At 69.5% G+C, this 24,446-nt stretch carries 21 protein-coding genes; 2 read left to right on the top strand and 19 right to left on the bottom strand.

Going from position 1 to position 24,446, the window contains the following annotated elements:
- The first annotated feature begins 146 nt into the window (after positions 1–146).
- Together ACPOLA_RS03770 and ACPOLA_RS03765 are read left to right on the top strand one after the other, a co-directional pair.
- The gene (locus tag ACPOLA_RS03770; protein ID WP_435769055.1) at positions 147–842 is read left to right on the top strand and encodes a TetR family transcriptional regulator; all 696 of its coding nucleotides are present in this window, start codon (positions 147–149) and stop codon (positions 840–842) included.
- A 103-nt stretch (positions 843–945) separates the two neighbouring features.
- Entirely contained in the window at positions 946–2,079 is a 1,134-nt protein-coding gene (locus ACPOLA_RS03765; RefSeq protein ID WP_435769054.1) for an acyl-CoA dehydrogenase family protein, read from the top strand.
- Between the two features lie 64 nt (positions 2,080–2,143).
- On the opposite strand, the gene ACPOLA_RS03760 is transcribed toward ACPOLA_RS03765, so the two are convergent.
- From ACPOLA_RS03760 to ACPOLA_RS03670, 19 genes are all read right to left on the bottom strand, one after another.
- Positions 2,144–3,577, bottom strand: coding sequence for an aldehyde dehydrogenase (locus tag ACPOLA_RS03760; protein ID WP_435769053.1), 1,434 nt, complete (start codon positions 3,575–3,577; stop codon positions 2,144–2,146).
- A gap of 27 nt (positions 3,578–3,604) precedes the next feature.
- Complete coding sequence (locus ACPOLA_RS03755) at positions 3,605–4,780, bottom strand: thiolase C-terminal domain-containing protein (protein ID WP_435769052.1); 1,176 nt, start codon at positions 4,778–4,780, stop codon at positions 3,605–3,607.
- Complete coding sequence (locus ACPOLA_RS03750; RefSeq protein ID WP_435769051.1) at positions 4,777–5,208, bottom strand: Zn-ribbon domain-containing OB-fold protein; 432 nt, start codon at positions 5,206–5,208, stop codon at positions 4,777–4,779. The genes ACPOLA_RS03755 and ACPOLA_RS03750 overlap by 4 nt, the downstream gene beginning before the upstream one ends.
- Entirely contained in the window at positions 5,208–5,501 is a 294-nt protein-coding gene (locus ACPOLA_RS03745; protein WP_435769050.1) for a hypothetical protein, read from the bottom strand. Before ACPOLA_RS03745 ends, ACPOLA_RS03750 begins: the two co-directional genes overlap by 1 nt.
- Positions 5,502–5,539: 38 nt before the next feature.
- Positions 5,540–7,009 (bottom strand): acetyl-CoA acetyltransferase, encoded by a 1,470-nt coding sequence (locus ACPOLA_RS03740; RefSeq protein WP_435769049.1) that lies wholly within the window; start codon positions 7,007–7,009, stop codon positions 5,540–5,542.
- A 43-nt stretch (positions 7,010–7,052) separates the two neighbouring features.
- Positions 7,053–8,723: an FAD-dependent oxidoreductase gene (locus tag ACPOLA_RS03735; protein ID WP_435769048.1), complete on the bottom strand. Its 1,671-nt coding sequence runs from the start codon at positions 8,721–8,723 to the stop codon at positions 7,053–7,055.
- Positions 8,720–9,784, bottom strand: coding sequence for a peptidyl-prolyl cis-trans isomerase (locus ACPOLA_RS03730; RefSeq protein WP_435769047.1), 1,065 nt, complete (start codon positions 9,782–9,784; stop codon positions 8,720–8,722). Before ACPOLA_RS03730 ends, ACPOLA_RS03735 begins: the two co-directional genes overlap by 4 nt.
- Positions 9,784–12,168: an RND transporter family protein gene (locus ACPOLA_RS03725; protein ID WP_435769046.1), complete on the bottom strand. Its 2,385-nt coding sequence runs from the start codon at positions 12,166–12,168 to the stop codon at positions 9,784–9,786. The genes ACPOLA_RS03730 and ACPOLA_RS03725 overlap by 1 nt, the downstream gene beginning before the upstream one ends.
- Complete coding sequence (locus ACPOLA_RS03720; protein WP_435769045.1) at positions 12,168–13,460, bottom strand: MlaD family protein; 1,293 nt, start codon at positions 13,458–13,460, stop codon at positions 12,168–12,170. Before ACPOLA_RS03720 ends, ACPOLA_RS03725 begins: the two co-directional genes overlap by 1 nt.
- Entirely contained in the window at positions 13,457–14,704 is a 1,248-nt protein-coding gene (locus ACPOLA_RS03715) for an MlaD family protein (RefSeq protein ID WP_435769044.1), read from the bottom strand. The genes ACPOLA_RS03720 and ACPOLA_RS03715 overlap by 4 nt, the downstream gene beginning before the upstream one ends.
- The gene (locus ACPOLA_RS03710; protein WP_435769043.1) at positions 14,704–16,029 is read right to left on the bottom strand and encodes an MlaD family protein; all 1,326 of its coding nucleotides are present in this window, start codon (positions 16,027–16,029) and stop codon (positions 14,704–14,706) included. The genes ACPOLA_RS03715 and ACPOLA_RS03710 overlap by 1 nt, the downstream gene beginning before the upstream one ends.
- Positions 16,030–16,034: 5 nt before the next feature.
- Complete coding sequence (locus ACPOLA_RS03705; RefSeq protein ID WP_435769042.1) at positions 16,035–17,279, bottom strand: MlaD family protein; 1,245 nt, start codon at positions 17,277–17,279, stop codon at positions 16,035–16,037.
- Positions 17,276–18,742 (bottom strand): MlaD family protein, encoded by a 1,467-nt coding sequence (locus tag ACPOLA_RS03700; protein WP_435769041.1) that lies wholly within the window; start codon positions 18,740–18,742, stop codon positions 17,276–17,278. Before ACPOLA_RS03700 ends, ACPOLA_RS03705 begins: the two co-directional genes overlap by 4 nt.
- Before the next feature lie 14 nt (positions 18,743–18,756).
- Positions 18,757–19,995: an MlaD family protein gene (locus ACPOLA_RS03695; protein WP_435769040.1), complete on the bottom strand. Its 1,239-nt coding sequence runs from the start codon at positions 19,993–19,995 to the stop codon at positions 18,757–18,759.
- 4 nt (positions 19,996–19,999) lie between these two features.
- Positions 20,000–20,809: an ABC transporter ATP-binding protein gene (locus ACPOLA_RS03690; protein ID WP_435769039.1), complete on the bottom strand. Its 810-nt coding sequence runs from the start codon at positions 20,807–20,809 to the stop codon at positions 20,000–20,002.
- A 28-nt stretch (positions 20,810–20,837) separates the two neighbouring features.
- On the bottom strand, positions 20,838–21,686 hold the full coding sequence (locus ACPOLA_RS03685) for an MlaE family ABC transporter permease (protein ID WP_435769038.1): 849 nt from the start codon (positions 21,684–21,686) through the stop codon (positions 20,838–20,840).
- Positions 21,683–22,423, bottom strand: coding sequence for an MlaE family ABC transporter permease (locus ACPOLA_RS03680; protein WP_435769037.1), 741 nt, complete (start codon positions 22,421–22,423; stop codon positions 21,683–21,685). The genes ACPOLA_RS03685 and ACPOLA_RS03680 overlap by 4 nt, the downstream gene beginning before the upstream one ends.
- 269 nt (positions 22,424–22,692) lie before the next feature.
- Positions 22,693–23,808, bottom strand: coding sequence for an NDMA-dependent alcohol dehydrogenase (locus ACPOLA_RS03675; protein WP_435769036.1), 1,116 nt, complete (start codon positions 23,806–23,808; stop codon positions 22,693–22,695).
- 216 nt (positions 23,809–24,024) lie between these two features.
- Complete coding sequence (locus ACPOLA_RS03670) at positions 24,025–24,414, bottom strand: SCP2 sterol-binding domain-containing protein (protein ID WP_435769035.1); 390 nt, start codon at positions 24,412–24,414, stop codon at positions 24,025–24,027.
- Positions 24,415–24,446 lie beyond the last annotated feature (32 nt).

The raw sequence follows: 24,446 nt of genomic DNA, 5'->3' as shown, positions 1-24,446 counted from the left end.
GAGCCGCACTCTAAACCTTATTGCTTTAGATTAACAAGGTTCGCCGCCAGATGGACCGGCTGATTGACGCGCCGAACAGGGTCCGCCGTGACACAATCTAACGGAAGACGATTTCGCGGAACCGGACTCCGGAACGAGAGAAGGCCATGGGACGCCCCAGCGCACCACTGATCAGCAAGCAGACCACCATCGAGGCAGCCCTGTCGATCATCGACGAGGACGGCATCGATGCGCTCAGCCTGCCCCGCCTGGCGCGCGAGCTCAACGTGCGTGCACCCTCGCTCTACCACCACTTCGCCAACAAGGACGAGATCCTGGCCGACGTCGCGCGCGCCATCGTCGCCAAGACGACCTTCCCCCGGAAGCCGTCGACGAACGACTGGGCCGAGTGGTTCACCCAGCTCTCCCTGAACTTCCGCACGGCGGTCCTGCGACACCGCAACGCTGCTCCGATCCTGCTGCAGTTCATGCCCCGCGACATGCTCGTCGACCTGTACGAGAGCGCCGCAACGTACCTCGCCGAGTGCGGCGTCCCCACGGAGCTGCACGTCCAGATCCTCGACGGGCTCGAGAAGCTGTCGCTCGGGTCGACGATCACCGAGGCCATGCAGCCTCCGACGCGGGCGCGTGTCCGCTTCAACCATGCGGACCCCGAGCAGCACCCGGTCCTGACGGCCGCCGGCGAGGCCAACCAGCTCAACCAGCGGCAGATCTTCGAGCACACCATCCGCAGCTACCTGCTGGGCGTGGCCCACTTCGGCAGCATCGCGAACGACACCAAGCCTGCGAAGGACCGACGCGGCGCGGGCGGCAGCAAGACCGTCGCAGCTGCGACCGCCTGACCACGGGGCAGAACGACGCGGGCCCGCCGCGGTCGCGAGACGGGCCTGTTCAACCGGGCCCCGACCCCTTAATCTATTGCCAATAGATTAAGGAGGTATCCGCATGGAGAGCGATCTCTTCGAGGCGGACCACGAGGCGTACCGCGAGGTCGTCCGGGAGTTCGTCAACCGCCACGTCGTCCCGAACATGGAGGCGTGGGACCGCGACCGGCTCATCGATCGGGAGACCTGGCGAGCCGCCGGCACGCAAGGACTTCTGGGCCTCGCCGTCCCGGAGGAGTTCGGCGGTCCTGGCGAGACCGACTACCGCTTCCGTACGATCGTCCAGCTCGAGATCGCCCGCGTCGGTGCGAGCGCGCTGCAGTCCGGCTTCTCGACGAACGACGACATCGTCCTCAACTACCTCCTGCGCCACGCGAACCCCGAGCAGTCCAAGCGCTGGTTGCCCGGCTTCGTCACCGGCGAGACCATCGGTGCGATTGCGATGACCGAGCCGGGCGCGGGTAGCGACCTGCGCGGCATCCAGGCCACGGCCGTCCGAGACGGAGGCGGCTGGCGCCTCAACGGCTCCAAGACCTTCATCACCTCGGGCATCCTGGCCGACCTGGTCATCGTGTTCGCCAGGACCGACCAGGGCTTCAGTCTGTTCGTGGTGGAGGAGGGCACCCCCGGCTTCACCCGTGGCCGCAAGCTCGACAAGGTCGGACTGCACGCGCAGGACACGGCCGAGCTGTTCTTCGAGGACGTCCTCGTTCCCGAGGAGGACGTCCTCGGCGAGATCGGGCAGGGCCTCACCTACCTCAAGCAGAGCCTTCCGCTCGAGCGCCTCGGGATCGCGATCGCCGGGCAGGCGTCCGCTGAGGCCGTGCTCCAGTGGACCATCGACTACGTGAAGGAGCGGGAGGCCTTCGGCAAGCGGATCGCCGACCTGCAGGTCCCCGCCCACAAGCTGGCTCATGTGCGCACCGCCATCGAGGTCTCCCGTGCCTACATCGACCGCTGCATCCGTGAGTGGAACGCCGGCACGCTGACCGCGATCGACGCCGCGAAGGCCAAGGCGTGGGCCACCCAGCTCCAGCACGACACCATCGACGCGGGCGTCCAGCTGCACGGCGGCTACGGCTACATGATGGAGTACCCCGTTGCGAAGGCGTACATCGACGCCCGGGTGCAGCGCATCTACGGCGGGACCAACGAGATCATGATGGAGATCGTGCAGAAGGACCTGCTTCGGTAGCTCCATCGGAGCCAGAGCGGCCGCCGGGAAGCTTGCCTTCCCGGCGGCCGCTCTGTCTGTCCCCTCAGCTGCGGTAGATCGACTTCGTCACCAGGTAGGGATCGAGTCCCTCGGGCCCGAGCTCGCGGCCCAGCCCGCTGGACTTGATGCCGCCGAACGGCGCGTTGACGTGCAGCTCGTAGTGGTTGACACCGACCGTGCCCGACTCGACCCGCCGCGCGAGCGCCAGACCGTGGTCAGGGTCGTCACTCCAGACCACGCCGCCCAGCCCGTAGTCGGAGTCGTTGGCGATGGCGATGGCCTCGTCCTCGTCGGCGTACGGGGTCACGCACAGGACCGGCCCGAAGATCTCCTCCTGCGCGATCCGCGCACGGTTGTCGACGTCCGCGAAGACCGTGGGCTCGACGAACCAGCCGGCCCCGTCAGGTCGCCCGCCGCCGGTGGTCAGCCGTGCCTCGGTGCGACCGAGCTCGACGTACCCGAGCACGCGCTCCTGCTGCGCGGCCGACACCAGGGGCCCGACCTGCGTGTCCCGGTCGAGCGGATCACCGACCCGCAGCCCGGCGACGGTGTCGGTCACGGCAGCGACGACCTCGTCGTACCGGCTGCGCGGGGCGAGGATCCGGGTCGCAGCGTGGCAGGTCTGTCCGTTGTTCGGCAGGGACACCTCGAGCAGCTTCGTGGCGAACAGGTCGAGATCGGCGTCCTCGGCGACCAGCGAGACCGACTTGCCGCCGAGCTCGAGGGTCGCCGGACGGAGCAGGCGCCCCGCGGTCTCGCCGATCGCCCGGCCCGCGCCGGTCGAGCCGGTGAAAGCGACTTTGTCCACGCCGGGGTGCTCGACGAGATGGGCCCCGGCCTCACGGCCGCCCGGGATGACGTTCAAGACGCCGGGCGGCAGGCCGACCTCGGCTGCGACGTCGGCGAAGACAAAGGCGTCGAGCGCGGTCTCCGGCGGCGGCTTGAGCACGACGGTGCATCCAGCGGCGAGAGCCGGAGCCAGCTTCATGATGGCCAGGGGCTGCGGGTAGTTCCACGGAGTGATCGCCGCGACCACGCCCACCGGCTGGCGGACGACTAGGGTCTCGCCCCCGGTCGGGCTCCTGCGGACGTCCTCGGACACGAGGTCCGCGGCGAGGCGTGCGTAGTAGCCGGTGATGAAACCCGGAGCAATCCCGCTCACCACCCGCGAGAACGAGATCGGCATGCCGTTCTCACGGGAGACCAGGGTGGCGATCTCCTTGCGGCGGGCGCTGAGCCCAGCCGCGAAGGCCTCGAGGACCGCCGCACGCTCGGCCGGTCCGTAGCCCGCCCACGGGCCGCTCAGTGCCCGTCGTGCCGCAGCGACCGCGAGGTCCACGTCGTCGGTGTCGGCCAGGGCAGACGTGCCGAAGACCTCGCCGGTGGCCGCCTCGACGACATCGGTCCTGCCGCCCTTGACCGGCGACACCCACGCGCCGTCGATGTAGAGGGAAGGCCGTTCGATCTGCTCGGACATGCCGCCTCCTTTCCCCGGGAACCGGGACTAGATGGTGCGGTCGCTCCCGAGGAGGACCGAGCTGACGAGCGGGGCCATCGGCCCGCCTATGAACAGGGACGTGTCCGCGCCCTCGACCTGGTTGACCGACGTGCCGCGGACCTGGCGGACGGCCTCGACGGAGAGGCCCATGCCGTTGACGAACGAGTCGGCAATGTTGCCGCCCGCCGTGTTGACCGGCAGGACGCCGTGGGGAGCCGTCAGGTTCTCCACCGTCATGAACTCGCCCGCGGCGGCACCCGCCGGGACCAGGCCGTGGTCGATGAGCGAGGCAACGGCCGGGCCGCTGAAGTTCTCGTAGACCTGCACCACGTCGACCTCGCCCGGCTGGACCCCGGCCGCCGACCACAGCCGGGACGCCACCCCCTGGCCCGACGAGCCGGCGGTGAAGCCCGCCGAAGAATAGTGCTCGTCGTTCTCGTTCACGGCGGAGTAGCCGCCGGGCGCACCCTGGGCTGCCGCGAGCACGTAGGCAGGCGGTTGCTGGAGAGTGCGGGCGCGCTCGGCGGACGTCACGATGACCACCACCGCCCCGTCGTTCTCCCGCGAGCAGTCGAACAGGTGGAGCGGCTCGACGATGTAGGGCGAGGCGTCGTACTTCTCCTCGTCGAGGGGCCTGCCGTAGCCCGCCGCCGTGGGGTTCTTCTGTGCGTGCACGTAGGCCGCGAGCACAAGGTTGCGCAGCGCACTGCGCGGCACGCCGTCGTGCTCCAGCATCCGCTGGGTCCGCAGGGCGCAGACATGGGCCGGCGTCGCGACGCCGTGCGGCAGGTAGAAGTTGTCGAAGTAGTACTTCGCATAGCCCAGCCGCCCCGTCTCGGCCTGGGTCATCCCTCGGAAAGCCACCACGGTCTCGGCCTGGCCAGTGGCGACGGCGGCCGCTGCGGCGCCGATCGCGGCGGCGGCACCTCCGCCGCCACCTCCCCAGACCATCGAGGACCAGCGCAGCTCCCGGATGCCGAGGTCGGCACCCAGTACCGGCCCACTGAGGTCTCCCCCCGCGTAGGACGTGAAGCCGTCGATCTCGCGCGGCGAGATGCCGGCGTCGGCGCACGCGCCGAGGATCGCCTCGAGGACCAGGGCCCGCTCCCCGGCGGGCGCCGTGCCGCGCGGCAGGTGGATGTCGTGAGCGCCGACGATCGCCGTGGCTGCGCGCAGGCTCATGCCGCCACCTCCCGGCGCCAGCGCAGGACCGGCCACTCGGCGTTGGCCGGGTGCTGGACCTCCCCGACGAGCCGGTCGCCGATCCGCGGCGTGCCGTCGAGCCCGACGAGGATCCCGAGCAGGCGCACCGGCACGTCGTCGAGCTGCACGACGACCGAGACGTAGGGGACCTCCACGTCCAGTTCGCTCATGAAGGGCCGCTGGGTGCGCGCCCACGAGAACACGCTCCCCCGTGGCTCGATCCGCTCCCAGCTCGTGTCGAAGGACCAGCAGCCTGCACAGAGGGGGCGACCGACAGTCCGCCACGTGCCGCACGAGGCGCATCGGGGCAGCCGCAGGTCGCCGGCGCGCAGGCCCTCCCAGAAGCCCAGGTCGTTGCCGTCGTGCGCAGGTCCGGTGGGGAGCGTCTCGAGTGTCGTGCCGCCCATCAGGCGTCGAAGTTCTCGAGGGTGTCGGCAAGCCAGGCGTCGCCCGTCAGTGCCCAGCCGGAACGGAGCCCGATCCGTCCGGCCGGCGTCTCGTAGACCGCCTCGCCAGTCGCCCGGTCGCCCTCGACGCGGGCGCCGATCACCTCCGCGCCCGCGACGTCGGCGCCGGGCACCGTGACGCCATCGAACACGACGGGCACCGCGCCCGGCGCCATGTCGTCGAGAGCGCCTTTCAGGTCGCCGCTGGCGACCTTCTCGACGTGCGCACGGTAGGTCGTCTCAAAGTCAGCCATGCCCTAAGGCTAATGGCGTTAGATTTAAGTGGCAAGCGTCACGTGAGGGTGAACGTCCCATCGGCGCCCACCAGGGCGTCCGCGCCAGCCGCCTCCTCGTCGCCGGTCAGGCGCGCGAGCACCTCGCTCTGGGCCGAGCGGGCCAGCGTCCGGGCACCGTCGGGAGTGCGAAGCGACGCGAGGGCCGTCTCCGCGACACCCTCGCGGTCGAACAGGACCGTCCACGCCTCCAGGGTCGCCCGGCCGTCGTACTCCTCGGCCACGGGGGTCGTGAGGACCGCCTCCACGTCGTCCTGCACGGGCACCCGCCGGAAGCCGTCGCCCGGCTCCGGCGCGTAGACGCCGATCGAGTGCTTGGTGAGGTAACCGCTGTTCGCGGTCAGCAGGCCCGGCTCCCCGGTGCGGCGGACCTCGCCGATCATGGTGGCGATGGCGTGGGTGCTGTAGTTGTTCCACGGCCCGCCGGCGAAGGTGAGCCCGCCGGTGATCGTGAGCGGTCGGGCCGGATCGTCGATCGGAAGGCCGAGCTCGGCGGCCGCCACCTGCACGGCCGACGGGAAGCAGGAGTAGATGTCGATCGGACCGAGCTGCCCGACCGACAGGCCGGCTTGCGCGAGGGCCGCGGCACCGGCCAGGCGGATCGCCGGGGAGCGGTCGAGGCCCGGGCGCGCGGCGATCGCGGCGGTGTCGGACGCCTCGCTCCCCGACCGCAGGAACACCCATCGGTCGCGTGGCACGCCCATCCGCTCCGCCGCCTCGGCCGAGCAGACGAGGACCGCCGCTGCCTGCTCGACGCTGTTGTTGGAGTTGAGCAGCTTGGTGTAGGGCCAGGCGACCATCCGGTTGCGGGGGGTGGCAGTGAGTATCTCGTCGGCGGTGTGGGCACGCTGGGTCCACGCGGCGGGGTTGGCGGCAGCGACATCACTGAATCGCGCCCACAGCTCGGCGATGTGCCGGCGATGCTTCTCCACGTCGCGTCCGGCCGCGATCCGCACCGCCTGCTCGAAGATCGGGTAGACCGAGGCGGGCCGGTCGATGCCGGCCCGCAGCTCGGTCGGGTGCTGCATCGGCACGTCGGGGCGCGATTCGGCCACCGCGACGTCCTCGCCCTGGCGGGTCCAGTCAGGCTTCTCCCCCTGCGCCCGCAGGGCCATCCGGGTCCGCCAGGCCTCGGCACCGCCGACCAGGACCACGTCGACGCGTCCGGCCGTGATGTCCTCCGCGGCGTCGTTGACCAACGCCTGCGGGTGACTGCCTCCGTTGCCGGTGTAGACCGTGTGCCGGACGGGTGCGCCGAGCCGTTCCCCGACCAGGGCTCCCGGGTCGCGATAGCGCCACGACAGCATCCCGACCACCCGGATCGACTCGATCGCCTCGGCAAGCGCAGGCGTGCCGGCGTCCTCCGCGGCCAGCCGGGCGGCGGCGACGATCATGTCGACGGGCTCGACCGGATCCTCTCGCTGGTTGAGCTGGCCTCCGCCGACGAGCACGGGGGTGCGGGGATCCATGACGCGAGTCTCCTTCAATTCGAGGTGCGGGGTACGACGCCGGTCAGGCCTGGTCGCGGGCGACGGCCAGCATCGAGTCGACGTCGACGAGCTTGACCCGCGGCCGGCGCTGCTCGCGGCCTGCGGATGTCTCGTGCGCGTCGATCAGCCGCCACCCCTCGAGCCCGACGTGCTCGGGCAGCAGGCTGGCGATGTCCTCCACCTCCGCGACGGTGGGCGAGAGCCGACCCTCGCGGAAGTCGTCGAGGAGGTGACCCACCGACTCCTTCGCACACTTCTTGTTGGTCCCGATGACTCCCGAAGGCCCCCGCTTGATCCAGCCGGCGACGTAGAGCCCGGACACGGGGGTGCCCGACTCCGGGTCGGTGACCCGGCCCGCCACGTTGGGGACCGTGCCGGACCTGTCGTCGAAGGGCAGACCCGGCACCGGGGCGCCCTTGTAGCCGACGGACCGGAACACCAACCCGCACTCGAGCTCCTCGACGTCACCGGTGCGCTGCGCCCGGACCGCACCGTCCTCGCCGGCCACGAGCCGGTTGCGTTGCAGGCGGATCCCCTCGACCCAGCCGTCGCCGACGATCTGCGTCGGCGACGCGAGGAATCGAAGGGTCACCCGCCGCCCCCCAGCCAACGGGTTCCCCTGCACCTCGGCGAGCAGGGCGGCCTTGTAGCGCTCGACCGACCCCTCCTCAGGCAGCCCCTGTCCGGTCGGGTCGTCGAGCACGATCTCCTCGGCCCTGACCACCACGTCGATGCCGGTGGTCTGGGTGAGGCTGAGCAGCTCCTTGGTCGTGAACGCCGCCTGCGCGGCACCTCGGCGACCGACGACGACGACCTCGCGCACCTTGCTCTCCCGCAGCTGGGCGAGCGCCTGGTCGGCGATGTCGGTGCCCGCGAGCCGCGCCGGGTCCGAGGCGAGCACCCGGGCCACGTCCAGCGCCACGTTGCCGTTTCCGATGATCACGGCACGCTCGTGGGAGAGGTCGAAGGTGCGGTGGGCGAAGTCCGGGTGGCCGTTGTACCAGGCGACGAACTCGGTCGCCGAGTGACTGCCCGGCAGGTCCTCGCCGGGGATGTCGAGCCGGCGGTCGGAGAGGGCGCCGACGGCGACCAGCACGGCGTCGTACCGACGGCGGAGCTCCTCCATCGAGACGTCCTTGCCGATCTCGGTGTTGAGGAACAGCCGGAACCCCTTGCGCTTCATGGTGAGTGCGAAGTTCCTGGCCGCCTTCTTCGTGTCCTGGTGGTCGGGGGCGACGCCGAACCGGACCAGGCCGCCGGGCGTGGGCAGCCGCTCGAACATGTCCACCGACACCTCCAGCCCGCGCTGGCAGAGGAGCTCCTCGGCTGCGAAGAACGCGGCGGGACCGGAGCCGACGATCGCAACGCGGAGCCCGCCGCCGTCGGGCCACGAACGGATGGGGGCGACGTACTGCTTCTCCTCGTAGTCCCGCCGCCCCGGGCCGGCGAACCAGTGGGCGTTGATCTCCTCGTAGCGAGCCTCGTCGGAGTCGAGGTCGTAGTCGGCGGAGATGGCGCCCACGGGGCACACGTCGACGCAGGCCGAGCAGTCGACGCAGGACTCGGGGTCGATGTAGAGCATCTCGGCAGTGCCGTAGTCGGGCTCGTCGGGCGTCGGGTGGATGCAGTTGACCGGGCAGACCGGCACGCAGGAGGCGTCGTTGCAGCAGGCCCGGGTGATGACGTGGGTCATCGCTCGCTCCTCGGGGTGAGCGGCTCGTCGTACGAGGACGGCGCGCCGGTGGGGTTGTCGGGCCGGAAGCGATCGGCGTACTGGACGTTTGCGTCCTCGAGCACGCCGCTCAGCCAGGACCGCCACTCGTCGAGCTGTCGCCTGCTGGTGATCGCCTCGAGCAGGGTGACCTGGACGTCCGCGAACGACAGCGGGTCGCCGGGCACGACCTCGACGACCTGTCCGACGTTCCAGCCGTACTGCGTCTGGACGGGTCCGAAGAGCTGTCCTTCCTGTGCCGCGAACGCCGCCTCCGCATAGGCGGGCTCCAGGTCGCTCGCCGCATGGACCCCGAGGTCGCCTCCCGACTTCCGGGTGCTGGGGTCGAGGGTCTCGGCGCGCGCGACCTCGGCGAACGGGTCGCCCTGGATCAGGCGGTCGGCGACGCGCTCGGCGTTGGCCTGGTCGGCCACGACGATGTTGCGGAGGCGTCGCCGCTCCGGGGTCCTCATCTCCGCCTTGCGCTTGTCGAACTCCGCCTTCGCATCCGCCGAGGTGGCGTCCGGGACGTCCTCCGTCACCTGCTGGTAGAGCTCGTTGGTTTGCAGGGTGCGGACGATCTCCTCGAGCACCACCTGCTCGGAGAGCCCCTCGTCTCCCAGGAACGTGAGGAACTGCTGCCGGTCCCCTCCCAGCCGTTCGTCGACGATCTTGTCGAGCTCGGCCCGGGACTCCTTCTCGGAGATCTCGATGCCCCGCTCAGCTGCCTCGTCCTCGAGCACGATGCTCAAAGCCATCGACTTGGCCGCCTCGCGGTCGAAGTCGGCCCGTGCGCCAGGCTCCTCAGGTGGCTTCACGCCGTAGAGGGCCTCGAGGCTGGCCAGACGCTCCTCGAGCTCGGCCTGGGTGATTTCCCGGTCACCGATTCGCATGACGGCGTCGGCCCGGAGCTCATTGTCGCCGGACCGGACGACCTGCCAGGCAACGAGACCTCCGACGACGAGGAGCACCAGCGCGACCAGTCCCACCCGCCTGTCGCGGAGCCAGCCGTCGTCGCCGGGCTTGGGGATGTTCAGCCTCATCAGGACTCCTCCAGGGCGAGGACCGGGGACCGCCCTTTCGCCGGGCCCGCATCCTTCCCGATGGTCAGTCGGCGTCGCGTCTCCGCGGCGTCCTCCTCCACCTCGTCATCGGCGCCGCCGTCGACGCCCTCGTCCCGCTCGTCGTCGGGACCGTCCTCGCTGTCGCGCTCGACATCGGGGAGGTGACTCTCGTCGCGGCCGGTGGCGGCCACGACCAGCTGCGCGGCAACGTACGTCGCTGCCACGCCCGCGGCCAGCAGCAGGCCGAAGGATCGGAGGACCGCCAGCTCGGACCAGGCCAGGCAGAGGTAGCCGGCGGTGCCAGCCGTGGCGGCCAGCAGCACGCTGCGGCCCAGCCAACGCTGGCGGCCGGCGCCGCCGAGCATGACGGTGAACTCGCAGGCGACGACCGTGACCAGCGCCCCGGCCGCGAGTGTCAAGGGGTTCAGCTCGGCCCCTGCGAGGTGGAGCCCGAGGTAGAGCCAGCCGGACGCGAGCGCCGAGACGGCCGCGACCATCGCCGCCAGCCTGCGGTCACCGAGGAGGAACCCGACGGCGACGGCGGCGACGGCGACGCTCACCGCTGTGATCACGAACCGGCCGGTCGACATGGCTTCCAGGCCGCCTGCGGCGACGACCGGCAGGCCGACGACGGTGACGTCGAATCCCTCCGGAGGGGCGGGCAGGTCCTCCCTGATGTCCTCGATCAGGCGCTGCTGGGCCGCGACGTCGTCGATGTCCAGCCCGTAGGTCGAGACCGCGACGTCACCGCCTCCGCCGATGACCGCGCTGACGAGGTACGGCGGCAGCAGCTCCGAGCCAGCGACCACCTGCGTCGGCGTGGCGGACTCACCGAGGAACTTGAGCAGGCGCGGCACGGTGAGCACGGGGCGCACCCGGTCGCCGTGGGCCGCGACGATCCGGTCCTCCACCTTCTGCGACCAGGCGAGGACCTCGGGGGTGAGCACGTTCTCACCGCGTACGACGACGCTGATCTCGGTCGAGAACCCGAGCGCCTCCTCGGCACGGTCGACGTCGGCGAGCTCCGGCAGTCCCTTCGCCAGCTGCTCGGGCCGGGACTCCAGCGACAGCCCCGGCAGCAGGACCCAGCCGACGACCGCCGGGAGCACAGCGATCGCGGCGAGCCGCCGCGCGGCGTCACGAGGCACCCGGGGGGCCGGCCGCGGCTCGACCGGCTCGACCTCGGGGAGTTTCGACCGGAGCACCACTGCCCAGGCGAAGGTCAGCGCGACAGCACAGGCGATGGCGAGGCCGAACTCGCGCACGAAGGGAAGGGGTGAGATCGCGAGCGCGGCGAAGGCGAACATCGCGCCGGCCGCGGCCGCGAGGACGCGCCGACGTCGCGCCGGTTGGGACAGGTACAGCGGAAAGTCCGACCCGATCCCGAGCACGATCGGCAGGAAGGCCACGACGCCGAGCGAGAGGGGTCGGTCGAGCCAGCCCATCACCGCGAGGGTGGTCGCGGTGCCGAGCACCGCTGCGAGCAACGGGCGCAGCCGGTCTCGCCGTCGGCGGCTCCAGGGGACGAGGAAGAAGATACCGGCGACGACGGCGACGGCGATGCCGCCCAGCAGCGGGGCTTCCGTGGTCGCGCGGTCAGCCACCGCCGACGTCAGCACCGGGACACCCGTGATCACCGGCGGATCGACGTCGAGGCCCGCGTCGCCGACCGTCCGGCGCACCTCGGCCACGACAGCGTCGGTCGCCGCTTGGTCGAGGTGGTCCCGCGGCCGGACCAGGATCGTCGCCGAGCGTGCTGTCGGCAGGAGGAACCTCCACTCCGGACGAGGCTCGCCGTCCGGCCCCAGCAGGGACGCCGCCACGAACTGCTGGTTCCGCAGGCTCGGCAGGCCCATCGGCAGCGCCTGCACGAACAGGGCGCCGTACCGCCTGTCGAAGCGGGCGAGCTGCTTCTCGACGAAGGAGGTCGTCTGGGACCGGGTGAGGCCGCGGTCCCTGGCGGTCTGCTGGGCGGCGTTCGCGAGGGCGTCCCGACGGCCACTCACCTGGAGCAGTACGTTGCGGATCGCGATCGCGGACTGGTTGAGCACCGTGCCCGGCCCGTAGACCACGGCGACGTCCTTGATCGCCGAGAGTCGCCCTTCGAGGGCGACCAGCTTCTGCAACTGCTCCTGGTCCAAGACCAGCCCGTTCCGGGCGCGGCCCTTCAGTAGGACGACCACGGGGTCGGCCCCGAACTGCTCGTCCCGCTGCGTCAGCTGGTCGTAGGAGTCGTCGCCGTGAGGGACGAAGGACCCGATTCCGGTGTCGATCCGCACCTGGGCGAGCCCGCCCACGATCGCCACGGCGACGAGGATGAGTGCGAGGATGCCCCCGGCCCGCTCTCGGGTCCGCCGTTCCACTACTTCTCCCGCTCCACTCGCGGATAGGTTCCCTCGTACTTCGCCGGGTCGCCGGCCTGGCCAGGTGCCGGGTAGGGGTTGTTCCAGTGCAGCGGGTTGATCTGCTGCAGGTCGATCGGGATGTTGCGCAGGCTGTACTCACTGAAGACCGGGGTGAGGCGGACCGGACGGACACCGTTCTCCACCCGGCCGTCGAAGCTGGCGCCGAAGTTGCCGAAGAAGGAGCCGATGTCGACCCCGTACGGCTCCAGGTAGGCGAGCATCGGGTTGAGGTCGGCCAACAGGACGTCGAGCTCAGGCGCGATCCCCGACAGCTGGCGCGAGAGGGCCGGCACCTGGTTGAGCGTCTTCGGGGCCCGTCCCAAGGAGCGGTTCATCGGGTCGAGCAGCACGCGGAGGTCGCGCGTGACCGACGGCAGGTCGACGAGTGCCCGTGACAGGCCGGGCGCCGCCACGTCGAGATCTCTCGCGACCGGTCGCAGGTCGGTGGCGAGTCCGCTGAGCGTACCCGTGGCGCTGCCCGCCGACCGTACGAGCGCCGGGAGCTTCCGTACGGTTGCGGCGAGGTCGCCTTCCTGCCGTGCCGTCACGCTGGTCAGCTTCTGCGCGTTCTCGACCAGTGAGGCGAGATCCGCTCGGCCCGTGTTGAGTGCAGCCATGATCGTGTTGGCGTCGTCGACCAGCAGAGCCAGGTCCTTGTTCTGCGCCTCGACCGCGTCTATGACCGTGTAGCCCTCGCGGCCGATGTCGCCCAGACCGGCGAGCAGCTGGGAGAGCTCCTCACTGCGGCCCTTGGTGCTGATGCCGAGCGAGCCGAGCGTGTCGCTGAGGTCGCGTTGGGTCTTCTTGTCGAAGGTCGCGAAGACCTCGTCGACGTCGACGGCCGGGATCACGGCGTCACCCTCGAGGACGGCCCCTTCCTCCAGCTTCTCCCCCTTGCCGTCCTCGATCTCGACGAAGGACTGGCCGATGATCGACTTCACCCCGACCCGGACCGTGGCGCCCTCGTGCAGCGGAGCCACCTCGGGGTCGAGCTTGAGCCGCACCTCGGCGACCTCGCCCTCGACCCGCTGCCCGACGACGGTGCCGACCTTCACCCCTGCGATCCGGACCTCGCCGGCCGATTGGGTGTTCTTGATGTCGTCGGTCCGGAAACTGATCTCGTAACCGTCGTCGCCCGGGAACGACCCACCTGAGCTGGTCCAGAGGTACGCGAACCCGACGACGAAGAGTGCGACCATGCCGAGGACGGTCCCGAGCGGAACCCACCGACGCTGCTCCTGCGTGCTCACTGTCCGGCCTCCTCGACGCCCATGTCCTTGAGACCTCCGAGCGGGTTGGTGAGATCGACGTTGACGTTCGCGCGGCCCAGGCCACCGTTCGCGTCGTACAGGCTGAACGACGACGAGGTCTGGTAGACGAAGGCCGCGAGGTCCTCCATCCAGGGCACGATTCGCTTCGTGGCCGACGGCAGGGTCGCCGTCACCGGGCGGAGGTGGCCCAGGGCGTTGTCGAGGTTCGCCGCCAGCGGGCGCAGGTCTGCCAGGACCGGGCGCGCCTTGTCCAGGACGGGATCGGCGCCATTGACGAACTTCCGGATGGCCTTGACCGTGCCGCGCAGGTCCTTGAGCGACTTCGGCAGCTCCTCCGACGCCGAGCTGAGGTTGCGCAGCGTCGGGTCGAGCTGGTTGGCCAGCTTCTCGACGCTCTTCATCGAGTCCTTCACCTCGGTCGCGAACCCGGGCAGCTGCTTGAGTGCCGCGGCCAGCTTGTCGTCCCGCGCTGCCAGCGCCCCGAGAGTCTGCTGCGCGGCCTGCGTGAGGTCGGCCATCCGCTGGTCGTCCTTGCCGACCGCGTTGGCGATCCCGGCCAGCGCGCTGACCAGGTTGCCGAGGTGCTCGCGACGCAGGGCGATCTCGTCGAGGACGGGCTGCCAGGAGCGCATCGCGCCGCCGGTGCTCTGCAGGCCGTCGCCCAGGTTGACCGGACCGGCGGCGAGCGCGACGTCGCTCTCGTTCAGCAGCGAGGTGAGACCCGCGCGAGCGCGCTCATCGAGCTTGTCGAGCACCTCGTTGGGCTGGACTGCCTGGTCGGTCTGGCTGACCGGGATCACGGCGTCCTCCGGGAGCTTGCCGGCGGACGCGTCACCGGGATCGACAGTGACGTACATGACGTTGAGCGGCGACTTCGTCCGGATCACGACGCGCGCGTTCCGGTAGATCTCCTGGTCCGGCTCGATCGACATCGTGATCTTCGCCAGGCCACGGTCGGTCGGCTTCGCCTCGGTGATCCGGCCGACCTGGACGCCCGCGATCCGGACCTCCTGGAGCGATTCCGGCCGAACCGCGGGAGCACGATCGAACTCGGCGGAGAAGGTGAATTCGTCCGTCCAGGGCGCCTGCCAGCTCTGGTGGCTGAGGATGTAGGCCGCACAGATCACGCCCAGGACGAGGCTGACCACGAGGGTCGAGGTGTCGCGCAGCAGTCCCGGCGTGCTCTTGATCCGCTGGCCGACGGTGGCAAGGGAGCGCTTCATCAGTAGTCACCTCGCAGCTGCGGGAGGAGGTTCGCCAGGGCCTCATCCAGACCGATCGGCTGCAACGTCGAGGTCCCGACGCCTGCCTGGAAGTTCAGCAGGCTGCCCTGGGGGTCCTGCGTCATCGAGGACCGGTCGAGGTTGGTGATCATGTAGGCGATCTCCTGGTAGAACTTGTTCTCGGCCTGGACGCCGCCACCGCTGTGCTTGTACGGACCGTCGGGTGCCCCGTGCCAGGTCTTGCCGAGCTTGTCGAGGATCGGGCCGTCGACGCGCTCGATCACCGGACCGCGGACGTGGTCCACGACGACCTGGGCGTTGTCGACGAGCGGCACCAGCCGACTGACCGTGGCACGTGCGTCACGAAGCAGCGGCGGAAGGTCCGCCACGACGGGGCGCGCGTCCTTCAGCGTCGGGCCGAGGGTGTTGAGCAACGGCTCCAGCTCGCGGACGGTCGGCATCAGCTTCTCCGTCGACCGGTCGAGGTTCGTGAGCGTGCCGTCCAGCTGGTCAAGCCCGTCGTCAGCGGCGTCGAGCGTCTCCGGCAGTCGGTCGACGGTGGTGGCAAGCTCGTCCCGGTGGCTCCCCAGGACCGCGGACGTCGTGGACAGGTCCTCGAGGATCGGCGTGAGCTGGACCCGGCGCTCCGCCAGGGTCTCGGCGAAGCCCTGGAACCCGGTCACGACGTCGGCCAGGTCGCGACCGGGGCGGTTGCCCTGGGCCGCCTCGAGCGCGGTGCCCGCGTCTGGCAGCACCTGGGGGCCGGCGTCCAGGACGTCCTCCAGGCCCCGGCGACCCCCGTGCTCGAGCGTCTCGGACAGGTTGCCGACCACCCCCTGGGTGGCCTTGCGCGTGTCCCTCGGCAGCGCCGCGAGGACCTGGTCGAGCTCGACCGGGGTGCTGGTGCGGTCGAGCGAGATCACGTCGCCGTCGTACTCGCCGTCGCCGCCCGGAAGCAGCTCGACGCTGTACTGTCCGCCGAGCAGCGTGAGCGGCGTGACCTTGGCGGAGGGCTCGGACCCCAGCGCCTGCACCGCGTCCTCGTCGACCTTCATGGTGACGATCGCCTTGTCGCCCTCGTACTCCACGTCGGTGACGAGGCCGACCTTCAAGCCGGCGACCTTGACCTTGCTCAGGCCGGCCCGGAGGCCGTAGTTGCCGTCGAACTCGGCGGTGACGGTCTCGCCACCCATGAACGCCATCCGGATCTGGTTCTTGAACGCGAGACCGATCAGCAGCAGGGCGACGACGATCACGAACACCGCTCCCGCACGGGCCCGATGCGACAGGCCGGGAAGGAGCCTGCTTCCCACGGAGACAGCCATCCTGGTCACTCCTCGTTGTCGAACGCGTTGCCGGGTCCGGGGTAGGGATCGACGTCTGCGAGGGGGTCGACCACGCTCACGTTGTGTACGCCGGGGAAGTTGAGCATCGCGCTGAAGTAGTGCCGGTCCGGCGTGAAGCGGCCGCTGAGCAGGTCGTGGTGGGAGAACAGTCGCCCGGCGTCCGGCCAGTACGGCAGGAGCGTTGCGACGAGGCGGTCTCCGACCGAGAAGGTGCGGCTCGTCCGCTCGACGACTGGCGCGAGGTCGCGCACGGCGGGGTTGAGCGTCTTCAGCGCGGGCTCCGCACCCTTGGTGAAGCGGATCACCGTGCGGGCCACCGGCGGGGACTCGGTGAGGAATCCACGCAGGTCGGGGGTCGCCCTGACCAGGTGGCGGACGCCCGGCTCGAGCTCCTCGACGGCCGAGGCGGTCCGCAACAGCGGGGCGTTGATCTCCGTAAGGCCCTTGCGTGCTGTGCGGAGGACGCCCGGCAGCTCGTGGACGGTCTCTCGGAGCGGCGCGCTCCCGTCGACGTTGAGCGCCAACATCGTGACGGTGCCCTCTTCCATGAGCTGGGCCAGACGGTTGCTCTCGCCTTCGAACTGCCCGGCGAGGGCGTTGGCGTTGACGAGCAGGTCGTCGAGGTTCGTGCGGGGAGCGGCCAGGGTGCCGGTGACGGAGCGGGCGTCCCTGAGCAGGTGGGGCGAGACCTGAGCAACGTCGCGCAGGTCCTCGCCGTGTCCGAGGAATCCGCCGCCGAGCTCACGGAGGCCGGTCCGAAGTCCTTCGCGAGCCGGCGCGTCGAAGCTCGCGAGGACGTCGTCGAGGGACGAGGCGCTCTGGGTGTTTTCAACGGCGATGGGCCGAGAGCCGAGCTCACCGGACTCCGGGGAACCGGGGTCGAAGTCGACGTACTTCTTGCCGAGTGCGGACTCGTTGCCGATCCGGGCAGTCGCGTCTTCGTAGATCTCGTAGTCGCCCTCGAGCCGAAGCGTCACCCGGGCGACCCGGTCGACGTACTCGATGTCGGAGACGAGGCCGACGCGGACGCCCTTGACGGTGACCTTCTGCTGGGGCTTGAGGGTGCCGACCGAGCTGAAGTCGGCCTGGACCTCGGTGTAGCTCTTGAGCGGCAGCTTGCCGCCGCCCTGGACGGTGATGCCGACGTAGGCGATGACCAGGCCGACCGCTACGGTAACGACACCGATCATCCACTTGCGAACGTCGTCGCGATGCGCTCCGCGGTTCACTTGACCAGTCCTCCCAGCAGTTGGTCGAGCAGGTTGACCTCTTGGTCGAGATTCAGCCCCGTCGCGCTCGTCGGATCCGCGTCGTCCGGCTGCGGCTTCGGGTCGTCGGCGGTCTTCTCTGACGCCGGCTCCTCGGCCTTCTTCTTGCACTCCGGATCGGTCACGAGGATCGCGCAGAGGTCGAGGACTCCGTCCTCCCCCAGCAGCGCGGTCACCTGGTCGATGGCGCCGGTCAGGTCCTCCGGTGCAGCCGGACCGTCGTTTGCCCTGGCGGGCGCGTCCGGGGTGTCGCCGCCGCTCGGGAAGATCGGCGCCCCCTCGACCAGTGCCTGCAGGCTGGCCGGCGTGACGTGGAAGACGCCACGGAAGTAGTGACTGACCGCGTCTCTGCCGTTGGTGCTGAGTGCCCATTTGCGCACGAAGGCCATTAGGTCGCCCAGGTGCTTGTCGAGCAGCTGGTCGCCGGCGGGGACGAGTCCCGCGGCAACGCCCTCGATCTCCGGCCCCGACTTCCGCAGCGCCTTGACGAGCGGCGCGGCACGGTCGATGAGCTTCTCGGCCTCGGCGAAGACTCCGTTGAACGAGGCGAAGGCCGGGGTGGCGTAGACGGTGAAGGCCTGGATCTCCTTGGCGATCTGCTCGAGATCGTCGGTGACCGGTCGTGCCGCTTTCAACGTGGGCGCCGTCGCGTCGGCGACGCGCTCCAGGGCGGTCAACGTCGTGCGCGCCTCCCTGAGTGTGCCGGGGAGCTCCGCGATGGTGTCGCGGATGCCCTGCTGCTCGCTCCCGAGGGCGACGAGGAGGTTGCGGGTCTGCTGGACGAGGGCGTCAAGCCGCTCGCCCTCGGCACCCGAGACCGCCGTTGCCATGGGGTCGGCACTCTCGAGGAGCTCGGCGAGCACCTTGTTCTGGGCCCGGAGGACGTCGCCGAGGCGGTCGACGTTCTGCATGGCGGGAGCGAGTGCCCTGATCGCGGCGGCCATCTCCTCGCCGTTGCCGTCGAACCCGGCGCCGAGCTCGCTCACCAGCGCGGCAAGGGCCGTGCTGGTCGGGTCGTCGACGGTGTCCAGTACCCCCTGCAGGGTCACGATGCTGCCGGTCTGCTCGATCGGGATCGCCCCCTCGAGTGCGGGCGCGTCGGCGGATCCGGGATCGAGTTCGATGAAGTTCTCACCCAGCAGGTTGATGGGCCGGATCGACAGCCGGGCGTCACGATGGATCGGGAAGACCGCTGAGTCGACGTCCAAGACGACGCGTGCGCGACCGTCCTCCAGCTCGATGGACTGCACCTCGCCAACCTTGACCCCGGCGGCGCGGATCTCAGCACCCTCCTCGAGCGGGCTGACGTCCTCGAAGTATCCGACGACCTCCTTGCTGTCCTCGTTGTCTCCGGCTGCCGTGCTGATCGCAGCGGCGAGCAGCACGAGTGCCACGAGTACGGCGACGCGCACCCGGTTTCCCATGGAAGCGAAGGCGTTCACTGGATCGCATCTCCGTTCGCGTCGGTCCACGGCTGCTTGGCGATCGAGCCTGGGGCGGGCCTGGCGTCCTGCTGCTGGCCGGGCGGAACGCCGGGCAGGACGTCGTCGAGGCTGGACGCGGACGCCGTGATGAGCGCTCGGGCGTAGTTGCCCTTGGCGTTCTGACTGCCGAAGATGCCGACCCAGTTGCTGAGCCAGCCGGCAAGCTCCGGCGTGTAGGGCCGAAGGAAGGCAACCATCGGGTTGGCCTGCTCCAGAGCGCTGTCCAGGTCGGGCAGCAGTTCACGAAGACTGGAGGCCAGTGCGGGCGTCCGGGCGAGTAGCTGGTCGGCGTACTCGAGCGTCGGCGGGACCTCTGCGAGGGCCGGACGGGCGCTGGCGAGCACCGGTCCCAGATCCTTGGTGATCCCGGGCAGCTGCGAGGTCGACGGCTTGAGCCCCCGCAACAGCGCGCGGGCCGAGTCGACCGGCCCCGCTACGTTGCCGAGCGTCTGCGTCGCGGTGTCGATCGTCTGCGGCAGCCGCTTCAGCGTCCGGCTTAGGTCGCCCTGCTTCTGGGCGACGGCGACCAGCATCGCGTTGAGGTCGCGGACGCTCGACGAGAGGCGGTCGTCCCGCGACGCGACGGTGTCGGCCACCTGGCTCAGCTGGGTGACGATCTTCTTGATCGCGGCGCCGTCGCGGCCCACCGCGCGAAGGACCTCACCGAGCGCCTGGATCGTCGGGCCCGCCTCCTGGAGGGTCTTGTTCAGGTCGCCCTCGTTGCCCTCCAGCGTGGCGCGCAGCTGGCCGAGGAGGGCCTTGATCTTCCTCCGGGTGGGGGCGTCGAGCATCGCCAGCAGGTCGTCGACCTCGACGTTCTCGCTGACGGCCAGCAGGTGGCCGCTCGGCAGGTCCTCGTTGCCGTCCCTGCCGGCGGTCAGCTCGACGACGCGGGCACCGAGGACCGACTCCCACTTGATGCGGGCGGTGGTGCCGGCGGGCAGCGGGGCGTGGTCGTCGTCGACCTCGACGGTCAGGACCGCCTTGCCGTCCCGGACTCCGACCTCGGAGATCTCGCCCACGCGCTCACCGGAGAGGAGGACGCGGGCACCGACGAAGGTCTGGTCAGCCGCCGGGGTGACGACCTGCAGGCGATAGGGGTCGGACCCGGCCAGCTTCAGGGCGACGACGACGAGGGCCAAGACGGCGGCGAGCGCGGCCAGTCGGATCGGTCGGAGCAGGGGAGCCACCATCACGTCAGTCCATCCCCAGCGGACCGTCGGCCTCGCCTGCGAGGAACTGCCGCACGAACGGGTCGTCGGACGCGAAGGCACCGTCGGCCTCCCCGTAGTGCACGACCTTGCCCTTCCAGATGACCGCCACGTCGTCGCTGACCGTGCGCGCTGTCGGGATGTCGTGGGTGATGACGATGTAGGTCCCGCCGTGCTCGGCGTGGACCTCGGCGATCAGCTGGGAGAGCAGCTTGGTGCGTACGGGATCGAGCCCGGAGTCCGGCTCGTCGAACAGGACGACATCCGGCTTCATTACCAGGGCCCGCGCGAAGCCGGCGCGCTTGCGCATCCCGCCGGAGATCTCGTTCGGCGCCTTCTTGATCGCCTGCTCGAGGCCCACCTCACGGAGGCGGTCCATGACGATGTCGTGGATCTCGTCCTCGGACTTGTCGGTGTGCTTGCGCAGCGGGAACGCGACGTTGTCATAGATGTTCATCGACCCGAAGAGAGCGCCGTCCTGGAAGAGGACACCGAACCGGGTCCGCAGCTCGTAGCGCCTGGCTTCGGAGACCTGCCAGATGTTCTCACCGAAGACGCGCACCTCCCCCTGATCAGGTTCGAGGAGACCGACGATGTGCTTCAGCAGAACCGACTTGCCGGTGCCGGAAGGACCGAGGACCGTCGTGATGGCGTCGTCGCGAAAGTTGACGGAGATCCCTTTGAGGATGTCCGAGGAGCCGAAGCTCTTGTGGACGTCGCTGACCTCGACGGTGTGGTGCGCGGGTCGTGCGGCGGCGGGCAGCGGGAGGCCGGGCCGTTCGGTGGTGAGGGTCATCTGAGCTCGTTTCCTGCAGTGGCTGACGTCAGTTGCCGATGGGAGCGTTGGGCGAGTTGCCGTAGAACAGCTGGACGAGCACCATGCCGACGATGCTCACCAGGACGAGGTTGACCAGCATCGACTGGGCGGTGGCGCGACCGACGCCGACCGGGCCACCGGAGGCGGTGTAGCCGAAGTAGCAGGCGACGACGACGATCATCACGCCGAGGACCAGGGCCCAGGCCATCGCGATCGCGAAGTCCTTGCCGTTCTGGAACAGGTAGAGGAAGTACTCGAATCCACCGGACGACACGGTGTTGAGCAGTTCCACGTTGAAGAGCCACCCGGCGCCGAAGTTCACCAGGAGGCCGACCACGAACAGCAGCGGCATGGTGATGCCCGCTGCGATGACGCGGGTGCTGGCGAGGTAGGGGACCGAACGGATTCCCATCACCTCGAGGGCGTCGATCTCTTCGCTGATCCGCATGGCGCCCAGCTCGGCGACGATGCCGCAGCCGAGCTTGGCCGCGATGATCCAGCCGAACACGACCTGGCACATGCCTCGGAGGCCGGCTACGGAGTTGACTGCGGCGATCAGGCTGTCGATGCCGATGCTGGCGAAGAGGAAGTTCGCCGTGAGTCCCATGACGGCGCCCATCATGAACAGCATGAAGATCGCGACCAGGAAGTTCTGGCGCAGCTGCGCCCCGCAGTGGTGCACGATCTCGGCGGGGTAGAGCCTCACAGCGGTCGGCATCTCCCGGAAGACCTGGACGATGAACTGGACGAAGCTGCCGACGCTTTCCAGCCGCTCCTCGCCCGGCGTGCGTACGGGCGGTGCCACCTTCGGATCTGGCGCCGGCGCGGCGTCCGGACGTTCCTGGAGATTGGTCATCGGAAGGCCCCCAGGTTCGGGAAGAGGCCCAGGAGCAGCGCGTTGAAAGCGAGCTGGAGGACCCAGACGGCGAGGAAGGCGATGACGACGGCCTGGTTGACACTGCGCCCCAGGCCGATGGCTCCGCCGGAGGCTGTGAAGCCCTTGTAGCAGCACACGGTGCCGATCAGGAGCCCAATCAGGAAGCTCTGGACGACGACCGCGACGATCGAACCGGGTGAGACGTTGGCGAAGAGGTTCGAGTAGAAGTGAGCGCTCGGCATCGAGGCGACGTAGAGCCCACCGATGTTCATCGACACGATGGTGACGAGCAGCGACGGCACGGCCAGGAGGGTCGTGATGAACGTGATCGACAGGACCCGCGGAACTGCCAGGTCGCGCACGGGGTCGATGCCCATCACCATCATCGCGTCGATCTCCTCCCGCACCTTCCGGGCTCCGACGTCGGACGTCAGGGCCGTCCCGATCACGCCCGCGACGACCATCGAGTCGATCCAGATCGTGAACGTCCGCATGCTCTGCAGGAGCAGCAGCGGACCGAACAGCTGGTTGGCGCCCGCCATGTCGAAGAACTGGACCGTGAGGATCGACATGAAGATCAGGAAGCCGAACAGGGCGAAGACGATCGGGACCCACGCCCGCTTGATGGTCGCGTGCATGTCCTCGACGACCGCACCCCAGTAGCCGCGCGGCTGCGTGATGGCGCTCGCGAGGATCCGGCCCAGCAGCTGGGCCATGCCGCCGGCCTCGGCCACCGGTCCCCGGAGGTACGACGGCAGGCGACCGACGAATCGGCTACCCCTCCCGTCATAGGGGCCCACGGGCCTCACCCGACGGGCTGCACTTGCTTCCATGCTCATCTGCTCACCTGTTAGGACGTCGAGGAGACAGGCCCCGAGACACGGACCCGACTCTGTGGTCGTGGTCACAAGCCCAACGGCCGCCGAGTACCCCCGGTTACGCGCCTAATCCTCAAATCATTAGATATTTCCCGGACCCGGCCGCGTCAGAAGTCGATGACACCGCGAAGGTTGATGCCGGCGTGCATGTCGTCGTAGCCCTGGTTGATCTCGTCCAGGGAGTAGCGCCGCGTGACGAGCTCCTCCAGCTTGAGGTGTCCCTCCCGGTACAGACGCAGGAGGTCCTCGACAGCACGGGTCGGCTGCATCATCCCGAAGAGCGAGCCCTGGATGCGCTTCTGGTACATCGCGAGCTCGAAGAGGCTCACCGGGATGCCGTACTCGACGACGTTGCCCATGCTCGTGAGCACGACGGTGCCGGCCTTGCGGATGGACGCGAAGGCCTCCGCCACGTGCTCGCCGGTGACGACACCGACGGTCACGATGGCGGAGTCGGCGCCCTGTCCGTTGGTCAGCGACTGGGCAAGGTCCGTCGCCTGCTGCATGTTCTCGAACGCGTCCGTCGCGCCGAGCTCGAGCGCCTTCTCGCGGTGGAAGGGAGCGGGGTCGACGGCGATGATCCGGGACGCGCCCGCGAACTTCGCGCCCTGGACGGCGTTGATGCCGATGCCGCCGATGCCCATCACGATCACGACGTGGCCTGGCCGGACCTCGGCTGCGTTGACGGCCGAACCCCAGCCGGTCGGCACGCCGCACCCGACCAGGGCCGCGACCGAGAGCGGGATGTCCTTGTCGATCTTGATGGCACCCCACTCCGGGAGGACGGAGTACTCCGAGAACGTCGAGACCAGCGAGCACTGCCCGACGTCGGTCCCATCCTCGGTGTGCAGGCGGAAGGTGCTGTCGAGCTGGGTCCCGAGCATCATGTAGGCGCCGTTGTCGCAGAGGTTCTGCATTCCGCGGGCGCACCACGTGCAGCGACCGCAGCCCGGGATGAAGGCCGCGACCACGTGGTCGCCGACCTGCAGGTCGCGGACGCCGGGCCCGACCTTCTCGACCACGCCGGCGCCCTCGTGCCCACCGCAGAAGGGGTAGGCCAGCGCGGGCACGTCGCCCTTGGCGTAGTGGTCGTCGGAGTGACAGAGGCCGGCGTGCTCGTACCGCACGAGCACCTCGAAGTCCTTCGGGTCGTCGACCTCCACGTCGATGATCTCCCACTTGCCGGGAGCATCGAACAGGACTGCGGCACGGGACTTGACCATGGTGACCGCCCTCTCTGCGGCAGCCGCCGCATCCGGTTTACCTATTGCCATTAGTCTCTGATGGGGTGTGACGCATGTCAATACCTAACGGTCTTCGGTTTCTGGCTATTTCCCATACAATGCGCAATCCCCCTGTCGACGACGCCGACAGGGGGACCGGGTGCCAGACGCACCTGCTTCAGCCGGGGCAGCGGCTGAGCATCCGAGGGCAGGGAGTCACTCGAACTCGATCTTGCCCATGGTCTCCTGGATGTACATGAACGCCGGCATGTTCTTGAGCATCTGCGCCATCTTGCCGCGCACGCGGAGCTTGCCGCGGGTCATCGCGACCGTGGGGTTGATGCTTCCGTCGAAACAGCCGCGCCAGACGTCGCTGCTGCCGCTGATCATGAAGTCGGCGCTGTCCAGGTCCTCCTGCGTGGCATTGCGGACCGCGACGACCTTCCCCTTGTCGAAGCTGACGAAGAACTGCCCCTCGACCGGCGCCTCGTACTTGTAGGCCATGTCGAAGTCGATGTTCTTGCCCTTGTCGGCCCACACGGGGTCGTTGTTGAGGGCCTCGCCCATGGCCTCGTAGAACTCGACCGTTCCGAGCTTGACTGCCATCTGTGTCTCCTTTGCGATACGGGTGGTGCGGA

Origin of the sequence: Nocardioides proteolyticus, assembly GCF_051280635.3 — a bacterium.
Taxonomy (GTDB): Bacteria; Actinomycetota; Actinomycetes; order Propionibacteriales; family Nocardioidaceae; genus Nocardioides.
The sequence above is the reverse complement of the archived record's forward strand: the minus strand, read 5'-3'. Positions and strand labels throughout refer to the sequence as shown.

Excerpts from the sequence above, each read along its gene's own strand:
- ACPOLA_RS03770 (WP_435769055.1), top strand. The coding sequence starts at position 147 with ATGGGACGCCCCAGCGCACCACTGATCAGCAAGCAGACCACCATCGAG.
- ACPOLA_RS03765 (WP_435769054.1), top strand. The coding sequence starts at position 946 with ATGGAGAGCGATCTCTTCGAGGCGGACCACGAGGCGTACCGCGAGGTC.
- ACPOLA_RS03760 (WP_435769053.1), bottom strand. The coding sequence starts at position 3,577 with ATGTCCGAGCAGATCGAACGGCCTTCCCTCTACATCGACGGCGCGTGG.
- ACPOLA_RS03755 (WP_435769052.1), bottom strand. The coding sequence starts at position 4,780 with ATGAGCCTGCGCGCAGCCACGGCGATCGTCGGCGCTCACGACATCCAC.
- ACPOLA_RS03750 (WP_435769051.1), bottom strand. The coding sequence starts at position 5,208 with ATGGGCGGCACGACACTCGAGACGCTCCCCACCGGACCTGCGCACGAC.
- ACPOLA_RS03745 (WP_435769050.1), bottom strand. The coding sequence starts at position 5,501 with ATGGCTGACTTTGAGACGACCTACCGTGCGCACGTCGAGAAGGTCGCC.
- ACPOLA_RS03740 (WP_435769049.1), bottom strand. The coding sequence starts at position 7,009 with ATGGATCCCCGCACCCCCGTGCTCGTCGGCGGAGGCCAGCTCAACCAG.
- ACPOLA_RS03735 (WP_435769048.1), bottom strand. The coding sequence starts at position 8,723 with ATGACCCACGTCATCACCCGGGCCTGCTGCAACGACGCCTCCTGCGTG.
- ACPOLA_RS03730 (WP_435769047.1), bottom strand. The coding sequence starts at position 9,784 with ATGAGGCTGAACATCCCCAAGCCCGGCGACGACGGCTGGCTCCGCGAC.
- ACPOLA_RS03715 (WP_435769044.1), bottom strand. The coding sequence starts at position 14,704 with ATGAAGCGCTCCCTTGCCACCGTCGGCCAGCGGATCAAGAGCACGCCG.
- ACPOLA_RS03710 (WP_435769043.1), bottom strand. The coding sequence starts at position 16,029 with ATGGCTGTCTCCGTGGGAAGCAGGCTCCTTCCCGGCCTGTCGCATCGG.
- ACPOLA_RS03700 (WP_435769041.1), bottom strand. The coding sequence starts at position 18,742 with ATGGGAAACCGGGTGCGCGTCGCCGTACTCGTGGCACTCGTGCTGCTC.
- ACPOLA_RS03695 (WP_435769040.1), bottom strand. The coding sequence starts at position 19,995 with ATGGTGGCTCCCCTGCTCCGACCGATCCGACTGGCCGCGCTCGCCGCC.
- ACPOLA_RS03690 (WP_435769039.1), bottom strand. The coding sequence starts at position 20,809 with ATGACCCTCACCACCGAACGGCCCGGCCTCCCGCTGCCCGCCGCCGCA.
- ACPOLA_RS03685 (WP_435769038.1), bottom strand. The coding sequence starts at position 21,686 with ATGACCAATCTCCAGGAACGTCCGGACGCCGCGCCGGCGCCAGATCCG.
- ACPOLA_RS03680 (WP_435769037.1), bottom strand. The coding sequence starts at position 22,423 with ATGGCCCAGCTGCTGGGCCGGATCCTCGCGAGCGCCATCACGCAGCCG.
- ACPOLA_RS03675 (WP_435769036.1), bottom strand. The coding sequence starts at position 23,808 with ATGGTCAAGTCCCGTGCCGCAGTCCTGTTCGATGCTCCCGGCAAGTGG.
- ACPOLA_RS03670 (WP_435769035.1), bottom strand. The coding sequence starts at position 24,414 with ATGGCAGTCAAGCTCGGAACGGTCGAGTTCTACGAGGCCATGGGCGAG.